At 59.5% G+C, this 18,720-nt stretch carries 9 protein-coding genes, 5 tRNA genes and 2 riboswitches; of the genes, 11 read left to right on the forward strand and 3 right to left on the reverse strand.

The features are described from left to right. Positions 1-1,236, reverse strand: a complete 1,236-nt coding sequence (locus ACTG1P_RS18120; RefSeq protein ID WP_440001872.1) for a sensor domain-containing diguanylate cyclase — start codon at positions 1,234-1,236, stop codon at positions 1-3. Between the two features lie 315 nt (positions 1,237-1,551). Beyond that, positions 1,552-1,639, forward strand: a riboswitch (cyclic di-GMP riboswitch). Positions 1,640-1,737: 98 nt separating this feature from the next. Between ACTG1P_RS18120 and ACTG1P_RS18125 the strand changes: the two genes are divergently transcribed. The 7 genes from ACTG1P_RS18125 (at position 1,738) to ACTG1P_RS18155 (ending at position 7,689) form a co-directional block, all read left to right on the forward strand. Then, the gene (locus ACTG1P_RS18125; RefSeq protein WP_440001873.1) at positions 1,738-4,350 is read left to right on the forward strand and encodes a glycosyl hydrolase family 18 protein; all 2,613 of its coding nucleotides are present in this window, start codon (positions 1,738-1,740) and stop codon (positions 4,348-4,350) included. A 79-nt stretch (positions 4,351-4,429) separates the two neighbouring features. Continuing rightward, complete coding sequence (locus ACTG1P_RS18130) at positions 4,430-6,346, forward strand: glycoside hydrolase family 19 protein (protein ID WP_440001874.1); 1,917 nt, start codon at positions 4,430-4,432, stop codon at positions 6,344-6,346. 790 nt (positions 6,347-7,136) lie between these two features. Then, a tRNA-Ala gene (locus ACTG1P_RS18135) sits at positions 7,137-7,212 on the forward strand. A 28-nt stretch (positions 7,213-7,240) separates the two neighbouring features. Beyond that, positions 7,241-7,316, forward strand: a tRNA-Ala gene (locus tag ACTG1P_RS18140). Between the two features lie 63 nt (positions 7,317-7,379). Then, positions 7,380-7,455 (forward strand) — tRNA-Ala (locus ACTG1P_RS18145). A gap of 48 nt (positions 7,456-7,503) precedes the next feature. Beyond that, positions 7,504-7,579: transfer RNA gene (locus ACTG1P_RS18150), tRNA-Ala, on the forward strand. A gap of 34 nt (positions 7,580-7,613) precedes the next feature. Further along, positions 7,614-7,689: transfer RNA gene (locus ACTG1P_RS18155), tRNA-Ala, on the forward strand. Positions 7,690-7,857: 168 nt separating this feature from the next. Here the strand turns inward: ACTG1P_RS18155 and ACTG1P_RS18160 are convergent. Next, positions 7,858-10,053, reverse strand: a complete 2,196-nt coding sequence (locus ACTG1P_RS18160) for an ExeM/NucH family extracellular endonuclease (RefSeq protein ID WP_160882093.1) — start codon at positions 10,051-10,053, stop codon at positions 7,858-7,860. Between the two features lie 292 nt (positions 10,054-10,345). Continuing rightward, positions 10,346-10,428, forward strand: a riboswitch (cyclic di-GMP riboswitch). A 115-nt stretch (positions 10,429-10,543) separates the two neighbouring features. On the opposite strand from ACTG1P_RS18160, the gene ACTG1P_RS18165 reads away from it, so the two are divergent. Both ACTG1P_RS18165 and ACTG1P_RS18170 read left to right on the forward strand, forming a co-directional pair. After that, the gene (locus tag ACTG1P_RS18165; protein WP_160882092.1) at positions 10,544-13,573 is read left to right on the forward strand and encodes a glycosyl hydrolase family 18 protein; all 3,030 of its coding nucleotides are present in this window, start codon (positions 10,544-10,546) and stop codon (positions 13,571-13,573) included. Between the two features lie 139 nt (positions 13,574-13,712). Continuing rightward, complete coding sequence (locus tag ACTG1P_RS18170; RefSeq protein WP_005335238.1) at positions 13,713-14,657, forward strand: chemotaxis protein CheV; 945 nt, start codon at positions 13,713-13,715, stop codon at positions 14,655-14,657. Between the two features lie 182 nt (positions 14,658-14,839). Here ACTG1P_RS18170 and ACTG1P_RS18175 read toward each other — a convergent pair whose 3' ends face one another. Then, the gene (locus tag ACTG1P_RS18175; RefSeq protein ID WP_005335237.1) at positions 14,840-15,451 is read right to left on the reverse strand and encodes an arylesterase; all 612 of its coding nucleotides are present in this window, start codon (positions 15,449-15,451) and stop codon (positions 14,840-14,842) included. A 56-nt stretch (positions 15,452-15,507) separates the two neighbouring features. On the opposite strand from ACTG1P_RS18175, the gene ACTG1P_RS18180 reads away from it, so the two are divergent. After that, entirely contained in the window at positions 15,508-16,203 is a 696-nt protein-coding gene (locus tag ACTG1P_RS18180) for an ABC transporter ATP-binding protein (RefSeq protein ID WP_019446439.1), read from the forward strand. A gap of 36 nt (positions 16,204-16,239) precedes the next feature. Next, the gene (locus tag ACTG1P_RS18185; protein WP_440002318.1) at positions 16,240-18,687 is read left to right on the forward strand and encodes an ABC transporter permease; all 2,448 of its coding nucleotides are present in this window, start codon (positions 16,240-16,242) and stop codon (positions 18,685-18,687) included. Positions 18,688-18,720 lie beyond the last annotated feature (33 nt).

Raw genomic sequence — 18,720 nt, forward strand, 5'->3', positions numbered from 1 at the left:
CTAGTGATTAATGCTCTCCCTGATATGTGGCATCTGTGCCGCACGCTGCTCTTTGTGGCGCCGCTTGTGTTGGTACATGTCGGCATCGGCTCTGGCAAACGCGGCAGCAAAGTCGCCGCGATAGGGGGCCATCCCCATGCTGCACGAGATGGTGGGGGAGGCGCTGGCCAGCATGGTCGTCAGCCTGGTCATCGTCTGTTGCAGCTCGGTCGGTGTCAGAGTGGTGAGCAGCACAAACTCATCCCCGCCAAAGCGGGCGGCAATTACCCCCTGACCGAAGTGCTGGCGTATGCCGTCAGCGATAAGGCGCAGGGCCTGATCACCCGCCAAATGGCCACTGCTGTCATTGAGTTGCTTGAGATTATCCATGTCGATCAGCAGCAGTGTGCCTTCCGGTTGCCCCTGCAGAGCGAGTTCGAATTGCTGGCGATTGGCGAGCCCGGTCAGCTGGTCTGTATTGGCCAGCTGATAGATGCGGCGGGACTGCTGATAGATGGTGATGGCGTGGCGAATATCCCGCGCCAGGATCGCCATCAGGTGGCTGTCGTAGCGGGTAAAGGCATGACGTTTGCTGCTGTCCATATTGATCATGCCGTAGAGCTGACCATCGATATGGATCGGGGTCGCCAGCGTGGCCTGGATGGGCAGGTCGGTGCAGTTGACCAGCAGCTCTCTGTCCTGTTCGGACAGGGGCATGGTGGCGTTTATCTTCGACAGGTCGTTGATCAGCAAGGTTTTGTTGCAGCGCCCCTGAGTCAGTTTGTACTGAAAGGTGTGCTCCAGCGGCAGATTGATCCGCCGCAGTTTAACCAGATCCATGCCGATGGCCGCTTCATACCTCAGCATGCCTGTGCCCGGCAGCAGCTTGATCAGGCAGCCCATCTCGGCCCCCGGTATCAACATCACGGCGCGTCTGAGCAGATCCTCCAGAAAGGCCTCTTCGGTCTGGTATTGCGCCGAGTTGCGGGCCAGTTCGGCGGTGGTTTCGTTGATCTTGAGTGCTTCACTCAGATGTTGCCACTGGCGGTGCAGATGGTAGCGGTAGTGGCGATAGAGCCAGAAGGTGCAAATAAGGTAGCTCTGGACTAGCAAGGTGCTGGCAAGCGGTGCTCTTTGCCAGCCATTGAGGCTGTTGATCAGCAAGAGCATCCCGGCCAGTGGCAAGGTATAAATCGTCAAACGAACAAATTTGTCGTATCTGGATAATCGGGTGCGTGAGGGCAGTTCGCTGGGCATGAAGACACCTGCTGGTCATGCAAAGCGGCGATTATAAATTCATTAGTTGCGATACAGATGGGTCTTTTGTCGCATATTGTTCTTACTCATTGATTTTTCTCAATTTGGTGTGATGCAGATCAAAAAAATGGTGCCCGGTATCTGGTTGGAGGTGCTGAGATTGGACTTTCATATCAGATTGTTTTTTAAACACTAATTTATTGAAAGTGGGCAATTATCGGGGTTGGTAACCAGTTAGCAGGCAGTGGTCCAGTTTGCTTACCCAACAGAATTACCCTACAGTCAATCGGCGATTATTTATCGCCAGAAATAACGTTGTGACAAGGGCAAACCGATTGAAAAGTCGGGACGCAAAGCTTCCGGTCTAAGGGTCAAGACGACCTAGGATAGCGGGGCCACCACAGTAGAATGTCGGCTGCCTTTGCCAAGGGGTGGTCGCTTTTGTGTTACCTGTCGTGTTGCGTAGCCCTTTCGTTTTTCCATAACGAAAAGGAAAGCAATATGCTAAGTCCAAAACCCGCACTGCTGGCCATGATGGTCGGTACCCTGCTCGCCTCCTCCGCCGCTTATGCGGCAGCTCCCGGCAAACCCGCCATCGGTTGGGGCCCCACCAAGTTCGCCATCGTCGAAGTCAGCCAGTCCGCGACCGCTTATAATGAGCTGGTCAAGGTGAAGGATGGTGCCGATGTGACCGTCACCTGGAATCTCTGGAACGGCGATATCGGCCAGAGTGCCAAGGTGCTGCTGGATGGCAAGGAAGTCTGGTCCGGTCCCTCTTCCGCCGCGGGTACCGCCACCTTCAAGGTGCACAAGGGGGGCCGCTATCAGATGCAGGTCGCGCTGTGCAACGGCGATGGCTGCACCCTGTCTGATGCCAAGGAGATCGTGGTCGCTGATACCGACGGCAGCCACCTCGCACCGCTCAAGCCCGCCCTGCAGGAGCACAACAAGCCTTACGTCAACAAATCCGGCAAGGTGGTCGGCACCTACTATGTGGAGTGGGGGGTCTACGATCGCAACTTCACCGTGGATAAGCTGCCTGCCCAGAACCTGACCCATATCCTCTATGGCTTCACCCCGATCTGTGGCGGTGATGGCCTCAACGACAGCCTCAAAGAGATTTCCGGCAGCTTCCAGGCGCTGCAACGTGCCTGTGCCGGGCGCAAGGATTTCCAGGTCGCCATTCACGATCCCTGGGCCGCGCTGCAAAAAGGGCAGGGGTCACTGGTTGCCTGGGATGAGCCCTACAAGGGCAACTTCGGTAACCTGATGGCCCTCAAACAGGCCTATCCGGACCTGAAGATCCTACCCTCCGTCGGTGGCTGGACCCTATCCGACCCCTTCTTCTTCATGCATGACAAGGCCAAGCGTGACGTGTTCGTCGCCTCGGTCAAAGAGTTCCTGCAGACCTGGAAGTTCTTCGACGGTGTCGATATCGACTATGAGTTCCCGGGCGGCGATGGCGCCAACCCCAATCTGGGGGACAAGACCAAAGATGGTGAAACCTATGTGCTGATCATGAAGGATCTGCGCGCCATGCTCGACGAGCTGGAGGCCGAGACCGGTCGCACCTATCAGCTCACCTCCGCCATCGGTGCCGGTTACGACAAGATTGAGGATGTGGATTACAAGGCTGCCCAGCAGTACATGGATCACCTCTTCGTGATGAGTTACGACTACAACGGTGCCTGGAGCAATACCTCCCTGGGTCATCAGGCCAACCTCTATCAGGCCACCAACGGCTCGGCCAACAAGCGCTACAACACTGATGCAGCGGTACAGCAGCTGCTGGCGCAGGGGGTCGACTCCGGGAAGCTGGTGATCGGTGCCGCCGCCTACGGTCGCGGCTGGAAAGGGGTGAGCGGTTATCAGGGCAATGACCCCTTCACCGGCACCGCCACCGGCAAGATCAAGGGCACCTGGGAAGATGGCGTGCTGGATTATCGTCACATCGTCAACAGCCATATGGGCGCAGGCTGGGAGTACAACTACGACGAGACTGCCGAAGCGGCCACCCTCTTCAAGCCCTCCACCGGCGAGCTGATCACCTATGACGACGAGCGCTCGGTCAAGGCGAAAGGCCAATATGTGCTGGCCAACAAGTTGGGCGGGCTCTTCTCTTGGGAGATCGATGCCGACAACGGCGACATCCTCAACGCCATGCATGAAGGTCTCGGTCACGGTGAAGGGGTCACTCCGCCAGCCAACAAGCCGCCAGTCGCCAATGCGGGCAGCGATCTGAGTGTCACCGGCCCGACCGAGGTGATGCTGAACGGCTCCGCCTCCCACGACCCGGAAAATGGCACCCTCACCTATAGCTGGAAGCAAGTCTCCGGCCCGCAAGCCACCCTGCATGATGCGACTCAGGCCAAGGCCCGTGTAGTACTGGATGCCGTGGCAACCGACATCAATCTGGTGTTCGAGCTGACGGTGACCGATGACCATCAACTGACCGCCAGGGATCAGGTGGTGGTGACCAACAAGGCGCCACAGCCCAACCTGCCACCAGTGGTCACATTGCCTGCCAGCGTCAAGGTGGAAGAGGGCAAGCAGGTGACCATCACCGCCAAGGCATCCGACCCCAACGACGACGAGCTGATCTACCAGTGGCAGGTGCCTGCCGGTATCACGGCGACCGGCCAGAACAGCGCCACCCTGGTGGTCACCGGCCCGGCGGTCGATGTCGAAACAGGTTATGACCTCTCAGTGACCGTCTCTGACGGTGCGCTCGACGCCAACGCGGCCACCCGTCTCACCGTCACGCCAATCAACGAAGGTGGTGAGGGGGGCTCTTGCAACACCACAGATCCGGAAGCGGCCAACGTTCCCGCATGGCAGGCCAGTAAGGTCTACAACGGCGGTGACAAGGTGAGCCATAACCAGCTGGTATGGAAGGCCAAGTACTGGACTCAGGGTAATGAGCCGGGCCGCGTCGCCGATCAGTGGGCACTGGTGAGTCAGGTTGAGCTGGGCTGGAGCGCGACCGTTGCCTACAACGGCGGTGAGCTGACCAACCACAACGGCCGTCAGTGGAAGGCCAAGTGGTGGACTCAAGGCAACGAGCCGGGCAAACACGATGTCTGGCTGGATGTCGGGGCGGCAAGCTGCCCCTAGGTTGAGTCCATGATGAAGATGGCGGAGCCTGTTCAGGCAGGCTCCGCCTTTTGCCACAAAACCATAGAGAGCAACAATAATGAAAAAAAACCGCATCACCCTTCTGCTTGCCGGCATGATGCTGAGCGGCCACCTGTGGGCGGCCGAGGCATACGACATCAACAAATCCTACCCGGGCGGCAGCCAGGTTAATTACAACGGCCAGGTTTTCGAGGCCAAGTGGTGGGTCAACCCGGGTCAGACTCCGGGCATGGCGGCCGCCCATGAGTGGGATACCCCGTGGAAGCTTGTCGGCGAAGGGGAAGTGACCCCGCCGGACACCGGCGGCGATGACAAGCCCAATCCGCCAACGCCTACCCCGCCGGATGGCAGCACCACCCCCGTCTATATGAGCCAGGCCGAGCTGGATGCCAAAGAGAAGGCGCTGACCGACTTCCCGGCGATGGAAGCGGTCAAGGCTTCCATCGCTACCCGGGACAATCTGGTGGTCGAGGCGGTGCAGCCGGGCCGTGTCGACAACCCGGGCAACGTCAAGCGGGTCGAAAGCCTGCTGAGCGAGGGTCAGTTCAACTACCTCTTCCCGCTGCGCGCCCCCGAGTACACCTATCGCGGCCTGCTGCAGGCGGCGGCCAAGTTCCCGGCCCTGTGCGGCGACTACAGCGACGGCCGCGATGCTGACGCCATCTGCCGCAAGACCCTGGCGACCATGTTCGCCCACTTCGCCCAGGAGACCGGCGGCCATGAAAACTGGCGCCCGGAAGCCGAGTGGCGTCAGGCGCTGGTCTACGTGCGCGAGATGGGATGGAATGAGACCATGCGCGGCGGTTACAACGCCGAGTGCCGCCCCGATGTGTGGCAGGGTCAGCAGTGGCCGTGCGGTACGTTCGACAATGGCGAGTTCAAGAGCTACTTTGGCCGCGGCGCCAAGCAACTCTCCTACAACTACAACTACGGCCCCTTCTCCGAGGCGATGTTCGGCACGGTGCGCACCCTGCTCGACCGCCCCGATCTGGTGGCCGACACCTGGCTGAACCTCGCCAGTGCGGTGTTCTTCTATACCTATCCGCAGCCGCCCAAGCCCTCCATGCTCCATGTCATCGATGGCACCTGGCAGCCGAATGACCCTGACAAGCAGAACGGTCTGGTGCCGGGCTTCGGGGTCACCACCCAGATCATCAACGGTGGGGTGGAGTGCGGCGGCCCGGTCGAGCACGCCCAGTCCCAGAACCGCATCAACTACTACCGCGAGTTTGCCAACTACCTCGGAGTGGCGGTGCCATCCGACGAGGTGCTGGGTTGCAAGAACATGAAGGTGTTTGACGACAATGGCGCCGGTGCCTTGCCCATCTATTGGGAGCAGGACTGGAGCTATGTGGCAGAGAACCCCAACGGCGGCAAGAGCTATGCGTGCAAGCTGGTGGGCTACCAGACCCGCTTCAGCGCCTTCAAGGCAGGGGATTACAGCCGCTGCGTTCAGCACTTCTATCCGGAGGTGGTGATCGAGGATAACGGCGGTGGCACCAACCTGCCGCCGGTGGCCAATATCACTGGCCCGGCGCAGGCCGAAGGTGGCAGCAAGGTGACCCTCTCCGGCCAGCACTCCAGCGATCCGGAAGGCAAACCGCTCACTTATGCCTGGACTATTCCGGCCGGTGCCTCTGCGCCTGCGCTGGATCAGGTTACGCTGGAGTTGACTCTGCCCAAGCCAGCCAGCGATACCAAGCTGGAGATCAAACTGACGGTCACAGATGAAGGTAATCTGAGCCGCAGCACTACTCATAGCCTGCTGGTGAAAGGAGAGGAGGGGGGGGGAACGCCGCCTGACTATCCGGTCTATAAAGAGGGGACTCCCTACAAGGCGGGCGAGCGGGTCAGCAACGGCGGTGCCAGCTACGAGTGCAAACCGCACCCCTACACCGGCTGGTGCGCCGGTGCCGCCTGGGCTTATGAGCCGGGCAAGGGCACGGCCTGGGCTGATGCCTGGATCAAGCTCTGAGCCGTTTCAGGGTTACAAGGCTTGCCGATTAGCCAGCGCACTATCTGGTGCAATGACAATCCGGAGCAATAAAAGATGGGGCCTGCGGGCCCCATTCTTGTTTGGTGGAGTTCAGGTTTGGCCGTGGAACATCTGGCCCGGACAGGACAGCGCCTCGAAAGGGCTGTGTGATGATGTGTGTTGTTGTTTTATTACATTTTTCGTGAAAGGCTTTCAGCAATTATTTGCCGTAGCGGAAGTAGTATTCACGGGTGGAGGGGGCATAGGCATCTTTCTCTACAACGCCGTTCTTGGTGGTTGCACCACGCAGGTGGAACAGGACTGCCAGATTCTCAAACATGGTTTACCTCATCGCTCTGTCATTTATGGTTATGGTGTGTGACCTGGGTCACGGTTTGATCCTATGGTCATTTGTGATCCAGATCAACTTTCTGTGTTGTAAATTTACAAAAATCATGGAAAGGGTTTTCAAATGCAATGCCCTTTATGGAAAGGCTTTCCCGAGGTGACGGGGGAGAAGCTGATTACCAGCCAGCATAGAGAGGTCTGAGAGCGGGGGGCGTTGCACGGGGAAAGGGGCTTGCTGCACGGCCTCTCCTGTATAGGTGCTTGAGCCGATTTGTGACATAAAACAGAGAGATAGCACGCGCCTTGCTGGTAAAAACAGCGAACTGCTGCAATTTTGACTAAACGAATCAGTCGCGGTTATTTTAGGGTTGACAGCAAAGCGGGTGATGCCTATCATGCGCCTCCGTTGCCGGAGATAACTTCGTCAGCGCCGAGGTGAGTTGGGGTTATAGCTCAGCTGGGAGAGCGCTTGCATGGCATGCAAGAGGTCCGCGGTTCGATCCCGCGTAGCTCCACCAAATTCTCCTCGAACAATCTGGAATCAAAGGGGTTATAGCTCAGCTGGGAGAGCGCTTGCATGGCATGCAAGAGGTCCGCGGTTCGATCCCGCGTAGCTCCACCAGGTTCCTGATTGACATGAAGTACCCAGGGCAGTGCGGTGTGTATCACCCAAGCCGACCTTTGTGGGGTTATAGCTCAGCTGGGAGAGCGCTTGCATGGCATGCAAGAGGTCCGCGGTTCGATCCCGCGTAGCTCCACCATTATTTAGGATGAATGGCCGCCAGAACCATTCATTCAATACCGAATTTGGGGTTATAGCTCAGCTGGGAGAGCGCTTGCATGGCATGCAAGAGGTCCGCGGTTCGATCCCGCGTAGCTCCACCAAATTCAGAATGACTACCGGTCATTCACAAAAATCGGGGTTATAGCTCAGCTGGGAGAGCGCTTGCATGGCATGCAAGAGGTCCGCGGTTCGATCCCGCGTAGCTCCACCAAATTCTTGTTACAAGAAGCAAAAGGCCACCGCATCGCGGTGGCCTTTTGTTTTCTCCATCATTTATTTTCTCCATACGCCCGCGCCTTTCATTTGTAAATCCAATGACCTGAATGAAAAAGCCCGCGAGACTCGCGGGCTTTCTTGCACTATTCAGATGCGCTTGTGGTTAACGGCGACGTCGCCAGGCCAGCGGTAACAGGGCCAGCAGGCCGAGTCCCAGTGCACCACCGCCTGAGGAGGTGTCAGGTTTGCCGGCATCACCCTTCATGTTCAGATCGACGATGATGGGGTCGTGGTCGGAGGCGCTGAAGGGGTTATCAGATTTGACCAGGGCGTCGGTGAACTTGGCCGCGTACTCGAACTGATTGCTTTCGAAGGCGTTGATATGCCAGTCGGCTACGCCGGCCACCTTGCTGGTCAGCGCCGGGTTGGCGAGGGCGTAGTCGAGGGTGCCGAGCTCGCTGTCATAGCTGTAGGAGATGGCTTTCTCCTTGTTGAACTTGACGTTGAGATCGATCAGGCCATAGCTGCGAGTCACCTCGCGACCGAGCTGTTCATAGGATTGCTCACCGATAAAGGTGTGGGAGGCAGATACGATCTTGCGTTCGCTGGTGGCTGGATTGTAATCGGTCAGCACCCGGATCGGGTCCTCCTTGGCGTAGGAGTTGAAGTCGCCCACCAGCAGTACCTGTCCCGGCAGCTTGCTGACGGCTTCACCCAGCACCTTGGCCGCGGTCACGCGGAACTCGGTACACTTGCCCTGCAGGTCGGCCGGTTCTGTCTTGCCATCGCCGTTTTCATAGCAGCCTGACCCCTTGGACTTGAGGTGGTTGACCACCAGCGTCAGCGGATCCTTGCTGCCGGCGACGGTAAAGGTCTGCACCAGTGAATCGCGCTGACCGGCTGTCTTGGCCACACCACCAGTGGTGTAGCGCTGCTCCGGCAGCTTGATGACGCTGGCATCTCCGCTGGGGGTGAGCAGGGCAGGACGGTAGATCATCGCCACCATGATGGCGTCGCCGCCGAAGAACTTGCCATCGGTAAGGGCAGTGACCGGCAGACGCACATAGGCGTAGTGTTTGCTCGCATCTTTCTGCTGTTCGTTGAGGCGGGTCACCAGATTGTTGATGGCGGAGTTGTCGCCAAAGCCGTTGTTCTCCATCTCCATCAGGCCGAGCAGATCGGCATCCATTTCGGTGATGGCGTTGACGATTTTGGTGCGCTGTTTGTCGAACCCGGTCAGTGTCTTGGCTCCGCGGTTACAACTGTTTACTTTTGGATCTGTGTTATCTGCATCCGCCTGATCTTTGCACAAGACGTTGAGCGCGCCGCCAATGCTGGAGTGGCTGGTGAAGTAGTTGAGCACGTTGAAGCTGCCGATCCGCAGATCGCTGCCACTGGCCCGGGCGGGAGCTGGCTGGCGGTCATCTTCCGGTGTGCGCAGCAGGGAGCCGGCGCTCAGGGTGACATCGCTGGGTACCACCAGACGGAAGGCATCCTTGTTGTAAATCACCACCCCTTCCAGGCCATCGAGCTGATCACCGATACGCAGATAGCCCTGATCTGCATCCAGCGCAGGGAACCAAGGCAGGGCTCCATTTTGTACTTTGAAATCAGACTCGACCACCAGACGGTTGCTGCCATTTTTGGCGGCCAGAGCGACCGCTTCCGGGCTGCTGGCGACATGGAGCTGGGTCGGCTTGATAAGCGGCGCCTTATGGGAGAGTTCCAGGTTAGTGCGAGAGGCCTTGTAGTCGAAGCTGAAGTTGCGGGTCAGGTGGAGATCGCTGCTGCTGTCGAGCCGTACCCGCATCCCCTCGTGGCGATTGAGCGCTTGGGTCAGCGTCTCCTCTTCATTGACCTGCAGTATGCTGGTTGGCACCGTCAGCCCTTGTGCGGTGACCTGCAGGCGGGCTTTGTTGGCCTCGAAGGTGGGTTTGAGCTGGGTGCCGCCGTAATACTCCTCGACCCTGGCTTCGAGGCAGAGTTCAGCCCCCGGTTTGATGTCTTTATATTTGGTCGCGAAGTCTTTGTCGTTCAGATAGACAAAGATGCCATCTGAGGTGGCCGGATTACCATCCCCGACGGGATCGGTCAGATAGAAGCCTCTGGTCAGACTCTGGCCGAGGGTGGTGACGACACCGCGCACCATGAAGGTACCCGGACTGATTTTTCCCGTGATGTTGCCGTTTTTATCGGTCACCGTGTCGGTTGCGAACTGGCTCCCTGAGCCTGTTCCCTGAATAGTCGGAATGGGGGTGAGTTGCGCCGGATCGGAGGGGCAGACGAAGGCGGCGTGGGCGCCGGGGGCAGCGAGGGCCAGCCCTACGGCCAGCGACAGCAGGGTACGAGTACCTTTCATAGTATTCCTTTTTTATTTTTGCCAGTGATTCCATAGCCTTGGCTCGTTGACCAAGGGCGCGCATTGTCACATTTCTGGCATGTCATACCAGTGAGCTAACGCACATTAAATGAATCTGGGAAGGTGCGGGAAAGCGTTTTTATGATCCCAGTAACGATATGATTTTTTTGATAATTCAATCAATTTTAACCCTGTGATCATGACGCTTTCGTGGCAGGGGATAATTCTCTTTGAGAATAAAGATTGAGGGGATCTTGTCGCCTTCCTATACTGGGTTCGTTCCTCACGGAACCCAGGTAAAGGGCAAACCGGCAGTGATGTCGGGGCGCAATGCTTCCGGTCTCGATCGTGGATCCAGATAGCGGGGTTTCCCTGGGTGAGGGGTGGTTTTTGTGGCAGGTCCATTGCCAGTTGTCTGCGCCCATCATGCAGGTTGCGATTGTTCTTTGCCTTGGTGACCAAGCCAAGACAAAACAAGGAAGATAACAATATGCAACAGCTCTTCAGACCCAGCAGGCTTGCCATGCTGGTCGCCCTTGCGGCTGCGCCCGCCTGGGCTCAGGCCGCTTATCCCGCCTATAAATCCGGTACTGCCTACAAGGCTGGCGATATCGTCAGCAACGTCGGTGCCCTCTATGAATGCAAAGAATTTCCCTATTCAGGCTGGTGCGGGGCATCCCCCTATCACTATGAGCCGGGGGTCGGTGTGGTCTGGGCAGATGCCTGGAAGCCCTATGGTGGCGAGGTGCCCCCTCCGGCGCTCGGCGTTGCCGTCAGCTCGCCAGCTGCTGGCGCCAGCTTCAACGAAGGTACCAGTGTGGCGCTGGCGGTGACCTTGAGCGGTCCGGTGACGGCGCTGGCCAAGGTGGAATATCTTGTCGACGGCAAGCTGGTCGCCACGGCGAGCGCCTCGCCCTGGAGTGCCAGCTGGAGCGCCGCCGGAGTGGGAGGCCATACCCTCAAGGCACGGGCGCTGGATAAAGACGGCAAGGTGCTGAGCGAGGCGGATTCGCGCTTCAACGTCGCCGCCGTGGTGGCGCCGGAGGCGCCCAAGGTGAGCATCAGCAGCCCGGCCAGCGGCGCCAAGGTGACCCTGGGTCGCAGTGTGGCGGTGAGCGGTAACGTCACCGATGCCAACAACGATGTGGCCAAAGTCGAGCTCTATGTCGACGGCAAGAAGGTGGGCGAAGATACTACTGCCCCCTGGCAGGTTAACTGGACACCGGATGCCAAAGGCAGTGCCGCCCTCAAGCTGGTGGCCACTGACAAGACCAATCTGAGCGGCGAGTCGGCGGCAGTGACCGTCAATGTCGAGGAGGCCGCGCTGCCGCCCACCGGTGGCAACCTCTCTTGTGACATTCGCCAGATCTATCGCCCGGATGGTTACGAGTGCATGGGGGATGACCATGCCCGTCGGGTCATCGGCTACTTCACCTCCTGGCGCACCGGCAAGAACGGCCTGCCCGCCTATCTGGTGAGCGATATTCCATGGAACAAGATCACCCACATCAACTACGCCTTCGCGGCGGTGGATGAGCAGAGCCACACCATCAAGGTGGACGATGCAGCCACCAAGATGACTTGGGATGGCGTGCCGGGTGCCGAGATGGATCCTGAATTTGCCTACAAGGGCCACTTCAACCTGCTGTCGAAGTACAAGAAGCAGTATCCGGACGTGAAGACCCTCATCTCGGTCGGCGGCTGGGCCGATACGCGCGGCTTCTACACCGCCACTACCAAGGGTGACTGCTCGGTCAATACTGCCGGTATCAACACCCTGGCTGACTCGGCGGTGAGTTTTATCCGCCAGTACGGTTTTGACGGGGTCGATATCGACTACGAATACCCCACCTCGATGAAGGATGCGGGCAATCCCAACGACTTCCCGCTCTCCAACCAGTGCCGGGCCAAGCTGTTTGCCAATTACGAGGTGCTGATGAAGACCTTGCGGGCGCGGCTCGACAACGCTGGTAACGAAGATGGCCGCAAGTATATGCTGACCATCGCCTCACCGGCTTCTGCCTATCTGCTGCGCGGGATGGAGAACTTCCAGGTCACCCAGTACCTCGATTACGTCAACCTGATGACCTATGACTTCCACGGTGCCTGGAACCACTTTGTCGGTCACAACGCTGCCCTGTTCGACAACAATGCCGACCCCGAGCTCTCCCATTGGGGCGTCTATACCCAGACCCAGTTTGGCGGTATCGGTTACCTCAACGCCGCTTGGTCTGCCCACTACTTCCGTGGTGCGCTGGCGGCTGGCAAGATCAACGTTGGCGTGCCCTACTACACCCGCGGTTGGCAGGGGGTGAGCGGTGGCAGTCATGGGTTGGGTGGCAAGGCAGCCCTTCCGAGCCAGAACGAGTGCCAGCCGGGCACAGGTGGCAGCACCATTCCGTGCGGCAACGGGGCGGTCGGCATCGACAACATCTGGCATGATCTCGACAAGAACGGCAAAGAGATCGGCGGTGGCGCTGTGCCCATGTGGCATGCCAAAAACCTGGAGCATGCAGCCAGCCTCGGCATCACCACGCTGCCGAGTTATGGCACTGCCTGGGGTCTGGATCCCAACAATCCGGCTCACGTGATGCAGGGCAAGTATGTGCGTTACTACGATGACAAGGCCCACGCGCCCTGGCTGTGGAACGAAGAGAAGAAGGTGTTCCTCTCAACCGAAGATGAAGAGTCCATGGGCCACAAGCTCGACTACATCATCAAGCGCGGTCTGGGTGGCGTGATGTTCTGGGAGATGGCGGGTGACTACGCCTTCGATCCGGCCAAGAACGAGTACGGCATGGGCAGTACCCTGACCACCCTGGCTTATGAGAAGTTTGCCAAGGCAACTCCGTACAACACCAAGCAAAACGATCTGGCCGCGCCGAGCGCCCAGCTCGACATCCAGGTCAGCCTCTCCGGCTTCAAGGAAGGGGACTCCAACTATCCGATCAACCCGAAACTCAAGCTGGTCAACAAGTCGACCCAGACCATTCCGGGCGGCGCGCGCATCGAGTTTCTGGTGCCCACCTCTACCTCTGACACCATCACGGATCAGAGTGGCATGGGCCTGAAAGTGGTGGAGAGCGGTGGCAACGACAACTCGGAAGGTATTGCCAATGAGAAGGATTTCCACAAGGTCGCCATGAACCTGCCGGGTTGGCAGACTCTGGCTCCGGGGGCCGAGATTGAAGTCGCCATGACCTACTACCTGCCCGCAGCGGGCGTGCCGAGCGGTATGCGCATCATCAGCGGCAGCCAGACCATTGGTCTCAAGGCCGAGTTCCCGACCTTGCCGGAGGCCGTGCTGGGCTCGGGTGGCGGCGAGAATCCGGGCACCAGCTGCAGCAGCCAGAACGTCAATCCGGCGGCCTACAAGGCCTATCCGAGCTGGCCACAGGGGGATCATGCCAATGGTGGCGATCGCATCACCCATAACAAGGTGGTGTGGCAGGCGAACTGGTGGACCAGCAGCGAGCCCAAGGCAACCGATGGCAGTTGGAAGTCTGTCTGTAGCTATTGATTTTAAAATCAATGAGATAAGTGAGGCTTCGGCCTCACTTTTTTTGTCTGGTTGGTCGCTCTGGTTGAAAATGCGCCTGCCTTTCCTGGCGGGCAGCCTCTATAATAGAGTCGATTAATAATCAGATGGATATCAGCGTATGGCGAGTATATTGGATTCCGTTGATCAACGAACTCAACTGGTGGGTGAAAACCGCCTCGAGTTGTTGATGTTTCGTCTCGGCACCCGTCAGATGTTCGCCATCAACGTCTTCAAAGTGCGGGAAGTGGTCAAGCTGCCCCACCTCAGCAAGATGCCGGGTTCCCACCATAACATCAGCGGGGTGGCCAATATCCGCGGTACCTCGATCCCGGTGATCAACCTGCGCAGCGCCATCGGTATGCGCCCCATGCCCATCGACAGTGAATCCAACCTCATCATCACCGAGTACAACCGCACAATTCAGGGTTTTCTGGTGGGGCAGGTGGCCAATATCGTCAACATGACCTGGAAGGATATACTGCCGCCGCCGCGCTCCGCCGGGCGCGCCAACTACCTCACTGCCATCACCCGCATTCCCGAAGATGGAGTGGATCAGATCGTCGAGATTATCGACGTGGAGAAGGTGCTGGCGGAGATCATCACTTATGACATCCGCATCTCCGAAGAGGTGCTGGATCGGGAGATCCTGCCCGAGATGCATGGCCGCAAAGTGCTGATCGTCGATGACTCCAGCACCGCCCGCAATCTGGTGCGCGAGACCCTGGGCCAGCTTGGGCTTGAGGTGATCGAGTGTCAGGATGGTTTGCAGGCGCTGACCCTGCTCAAGGGGTGGTGCGATGCTGGCAAGAAGGTGACCGACGAGATCCTGCTGATGATCACCGATGCCGAAATGCCGGAGATGGACGGCTACCGCCTGACCCACGAGGTGCGCAGCGATCCGCGCATGTCTGACCTCTTTATCACCCTCAACACCTCCCTGAGCGGCAACTTCAACGAAGCCATGGTCAAGAAGGTGGGGTGCGACCGCTTTATCTCCAAATTCCAGCCCGATTTGCTGGTCGGCGTGGCCCAGGAGCGGCTGCGTCAGGTGCTGGAAAGCTGAGAAGCTGCCTGCCGGTTATGCTAAATCAATAACAAAACATCCCGCTTCAGCGGGATGTTTTGTTATTGGGTATTGGCGATGGATTGGTTGAATCAAGGTGCCATGCCGAGATCGTCGACCATTCAAAACATCCAAGTTTGGCGGGATGTTTGGTTATGGGATATTGGCGATAGACGGCGGGCTTATTGGCTGAGCAGCGGCTCCATAAAGCGGGCAACCTTATCACGGATTTGGGGCTGGGCCGCCGGGGTGGGATGAATACCATCGTTCATCATAAGTTCAGGGCGCAGCGCAATATCATCCATAAAGAAGGGGAGCAGGGGCAGATCGTTAGCCTGGGCCAACTCGGGAAAGATCTGTTCGAACTGGCGCAGATAGCGGGCACCGTAGTTGCGGGGCAGCTGGATTTGGGTCAACACCACACGGGTCTGCTGCTCCTTGGCGAGCGCGATCATGCTGGCCAGATTTTGGCGGGTAATGGTCGGTGCGAAGCCGCGCAGGCCATCGTTGCCCCCCAGTTCGATCAGCAGCCAGTCCGGCTTGTGCTCCTTCAGCAGAGCGGGCAGACGGGCCAGCGCCCCTTGGGTCGTTTCACCGCTGATGCTGGCATTGAGCAGAGTGTGTTTGCCCCCCTCCTCCTGCCATTTCTGGTTGAGCAGGGCGGGCCAGCTCTGCTCAACCTGCATCTGATAGCCGGCGCTCAGGCTGTCTCCCAGCACCAGCAGGGTCTGGGCCTGAGCCGACGAGAGCAGGCTGCCGAGGCCAACGAACAAGGCAAACAGAATACGCACCATCAATTCAACTCCCGCTATGGATTGTCATCAAGGAATTGGAACAAAGGATACAGAGCATGAGTTCAACCCCCATTATTGTCGTCAAGGGCCTCGGCAAATCGGTTCGCCTCGGCCAGGAAAGCCTCACCATCCTTGAAGGGATCGATCTGCAAGTCAATAGCGGCGAGACGGTGGCACTGGTCGGCGCCTCCGGCTCCGGCAAGTCCACTCTGCTGGGGCTGCTGGCCGGGCTCGATCTGCCGAGTCAGGGAGACATCGAAATCCTCGGCAAATCCCTGGGCGAGCTGGATGAAGAGGGGCGGGCCAGATTGCGCGCCGAGCAGATCGGCTTTGTGTTCCAGTCGTTCCTGTTGCTCCCGACCATGACGGCGCTGGAGAATGTGATGCTGCCCGCCGAGTTGCGCGGCGAGCGTGATTGCGAACCAAGAGCCCGCGAGCTGCTGGCCGCGGTCGGACTTGGCGAGCGGTTGCACCATCTGCCGCCACGGCTCTCTGGCGGTGAGCAGCAGCGGGTGGCCATCGCTCGCGCCTTTATGACTCGTCCCAGCCTGCTGCTGGCGGACGAGCCGACCGGCAACCTCGACAGCAAGACCGGTGAGAAGGTGATCGAGCTGCTGTTTGAACTCAATCGCAAGCATGGCACCACGCTAGTGGTGGTGACCCATGACCATCAGTTGGCTGAGCGTTGCCAGCGGCAACTGGTCATGACGGCGGGCAGACTGGATCGCGAGGTGGCCCATGATGTGGTGTAACGGGGTGAGCTGCGGATCAGGCGGGAGATGCAAGGGATGATGCAGTGGCGATTGGGATGGCGACTGCTTCGCCGGGAAGGTTTTAGCGGCGAGCTGCGCTGGTTTGTGCTGGCGCTGGCTCTGAGCGTGGCGTGCGTCTTGAGTGTGGCATTGGTGGCGGATCGGCTCGATGCCGGACTCAAGGCATCGGGCCGCGACTTTATCGGGGCTGATCGGGTGCTGCGTACCGCCGCTGCTCTGCCGGATGGTTGGCTGGAACGAGCTAAACAGGATGGCTTGGCGGTGCAGACCACCGTCAGCTTCAACAGCATGCTGTTTCACGGTGATACGTTGCAGCTCGCCTCCATTCGGGCCGTGCCCGACGGTTTTCCCTTCTACGGCAAGCTCACTCTGGAACCGGCCCGCGCCCCGGCACCTGGCGAAATTTGGCTCTCCGCCCGGGTGATGCAGCTGCTTAAGGCCAAAACGGGGGATGAGCTGGAGGTGGGCAATACGGTGCTCAAGGTAGCAGGCCTGCTTGGTGAGGAGCCGGATCAGGGCTTCAGCCCCTTCCTGCTGGCGCCGCGGGCGCTGATCCACAGTGCCGATATCGAGGCGACCGGTGCTCTGCTCCCCGGCAGCCGCCAGCAGTGGCGCTATCTGTTCAAGGGGCCGCGGGAATCGCTGGCCCGTTACGAACAGTGGCTGCTGCCGCAATTGCAGGCCGGACAGAAGTGGATCAAACCGGATGACAGCGAATCCCGGGTAGGCCGCTCGCTGGCCAATGCCGAACGTTTCTTCCGGCTCGCCTCGCTAAGCGGAGTGTTGCTGGGGGCGCTGGCGATGGGTATCGCGGTGCGCCACTTTGCCGAGCGCCAGACCAATATGGTGGCGCTGCTCAAGACGCTGGGGGCATCTCGTCGCTCGCTCTGGCAACTGATGGGAACCCTGCTGCTGTCGTTGACGCTGATCGGCGCGCTGCTGGGGTTGATGGCGGGCACTGCCATGCAGTGGATCACCTTGCAACTGCTGGGGGACCTGTTGCCGCCGGATCTGCCGCCCCCCTCCTGGCGCCCCTTTGCCCTGGGGGTGGCGGTGGCGCTCTTTATCACCCTGCTGCTCGCTTTTGTGCCCTTCTTGCGGCTGCTGAAAGTGCCGCCGCTGCGGGTATTGCGTCGGGAGCTGGAGGCGGGGATTCCCCCCTGGCTGGCTCTGCCGGTCGGACTGCTCGGGCTGTTTGCGCTGGTCTGGGGCTTTACCGCCGATGTGCGGCTGTCACTGGGGCTGGTGGGTGGCATGGGCTTGCTGATGGGGCTGCTGGCCCTGTTGGCAGCGCTGATGTTGCGGCTGGGGGCAAAAGTGAACGGGCCTCATGCCTTGCGGTTGGCGCTCGCTCACCTGTCACGCGAGCGCAGCAGCGGCCTGTTCCAGCTGGCGGGCTTTGCGCTGGCATTGATGCTGTTTGGCTTGCTCTGGGCGGCCAGGGTCGATCTGCTGGATGAGTTTTCGGCTCGTCTGCCAGTCGATGCGCCCAACCGGTTTCTGGTCAACGTGGCCGAAAACGAGCGGGAGGGGATCCTGAGCGAACTGGCCGCGGCGGGGGCCGTGACCTCGGACTTCTATCCCATGGTGCGTGGCCGGCTGACTCATATCGCCGGTGAGGCGGTGGGCGAGGGGGCGAGTAGTGGTCGTGAAGGGGTCGATCGGGAGCTTAACTTCACTACCACGGCGACCCTGCCAATCGACAACAAGCTGGTGGCCGGTAAATGGCTTGCCGGGCCCGGCGAGGTGTCGGTGGATAGCGAGTTGGCCAAGCGACTCGATATCAAGCTGGGGGACATGCTCGCCTTTACCATCGAGGGGCGCAGCTTTGGCGCCAGGGTCACCAGTTTGCGCAGCATCAAGTGGGACAATATGCGGCCCAACTTCTACATGATCTTCTCCGAGGATCTGCTGGCACCCTTCTCCCGTACCTGGCTTGGTAGTTACCGATTGCCCGAGGTGGGGCGCACTGCCGAGGTGGAGTTGATCCGCCGCCGCCCCACGGTGAGTCTTATCGATGTGGATGACCTGATTGCGCGGCTCACTCAGGTCTCGGAGCAGGTGAGCCGGGCGCTGGCGCTGATGTTGGGGCTGGTGACAGTGGCCGCGCTGCTGGTGCTGCTGACCCAGACTCAGGCCAGCATGGCCCAGCGTCGGCGCGAGCTGTTGCTGATGCGCACACTGGGTGCCAGCAGCGACCTGCTGAAAAAGATGCTGCGCTGGGAGCTGGTGGCCAGTGGTGCGCTGGCGGGGCTCTGTGCCAGCATGGTTGTGGAGCTCTGCTCTTTTGGCCTGCAGTGGTGGTGGTTCGAGGGGCAGTGGCAGTTCCACTGGGCTATCTGGCTCGGCCTGCCGACACTGGGGGCACTGCTGGTGACGCTGGCGGGGCAGGGGATGCAGCGTCAGCTGCTGGCTGGCACCCTGAGCGATCGGCTGCGAGGGCTGGGTCAGGGGTTGTTGTAATCCCGCCAGCGCGAGCCGATGCACACAAGGTGC

It is taken from the genome of Aeromonas sp. 11P, from assembly GCF_051920165.1.
Classification (GTDB): Bacteria; Pseudomonadota; Gammaproteobacteria; order Enterobacterales; family Aeromonadaceae; genus Aeromonas; species Aeromonas veronii.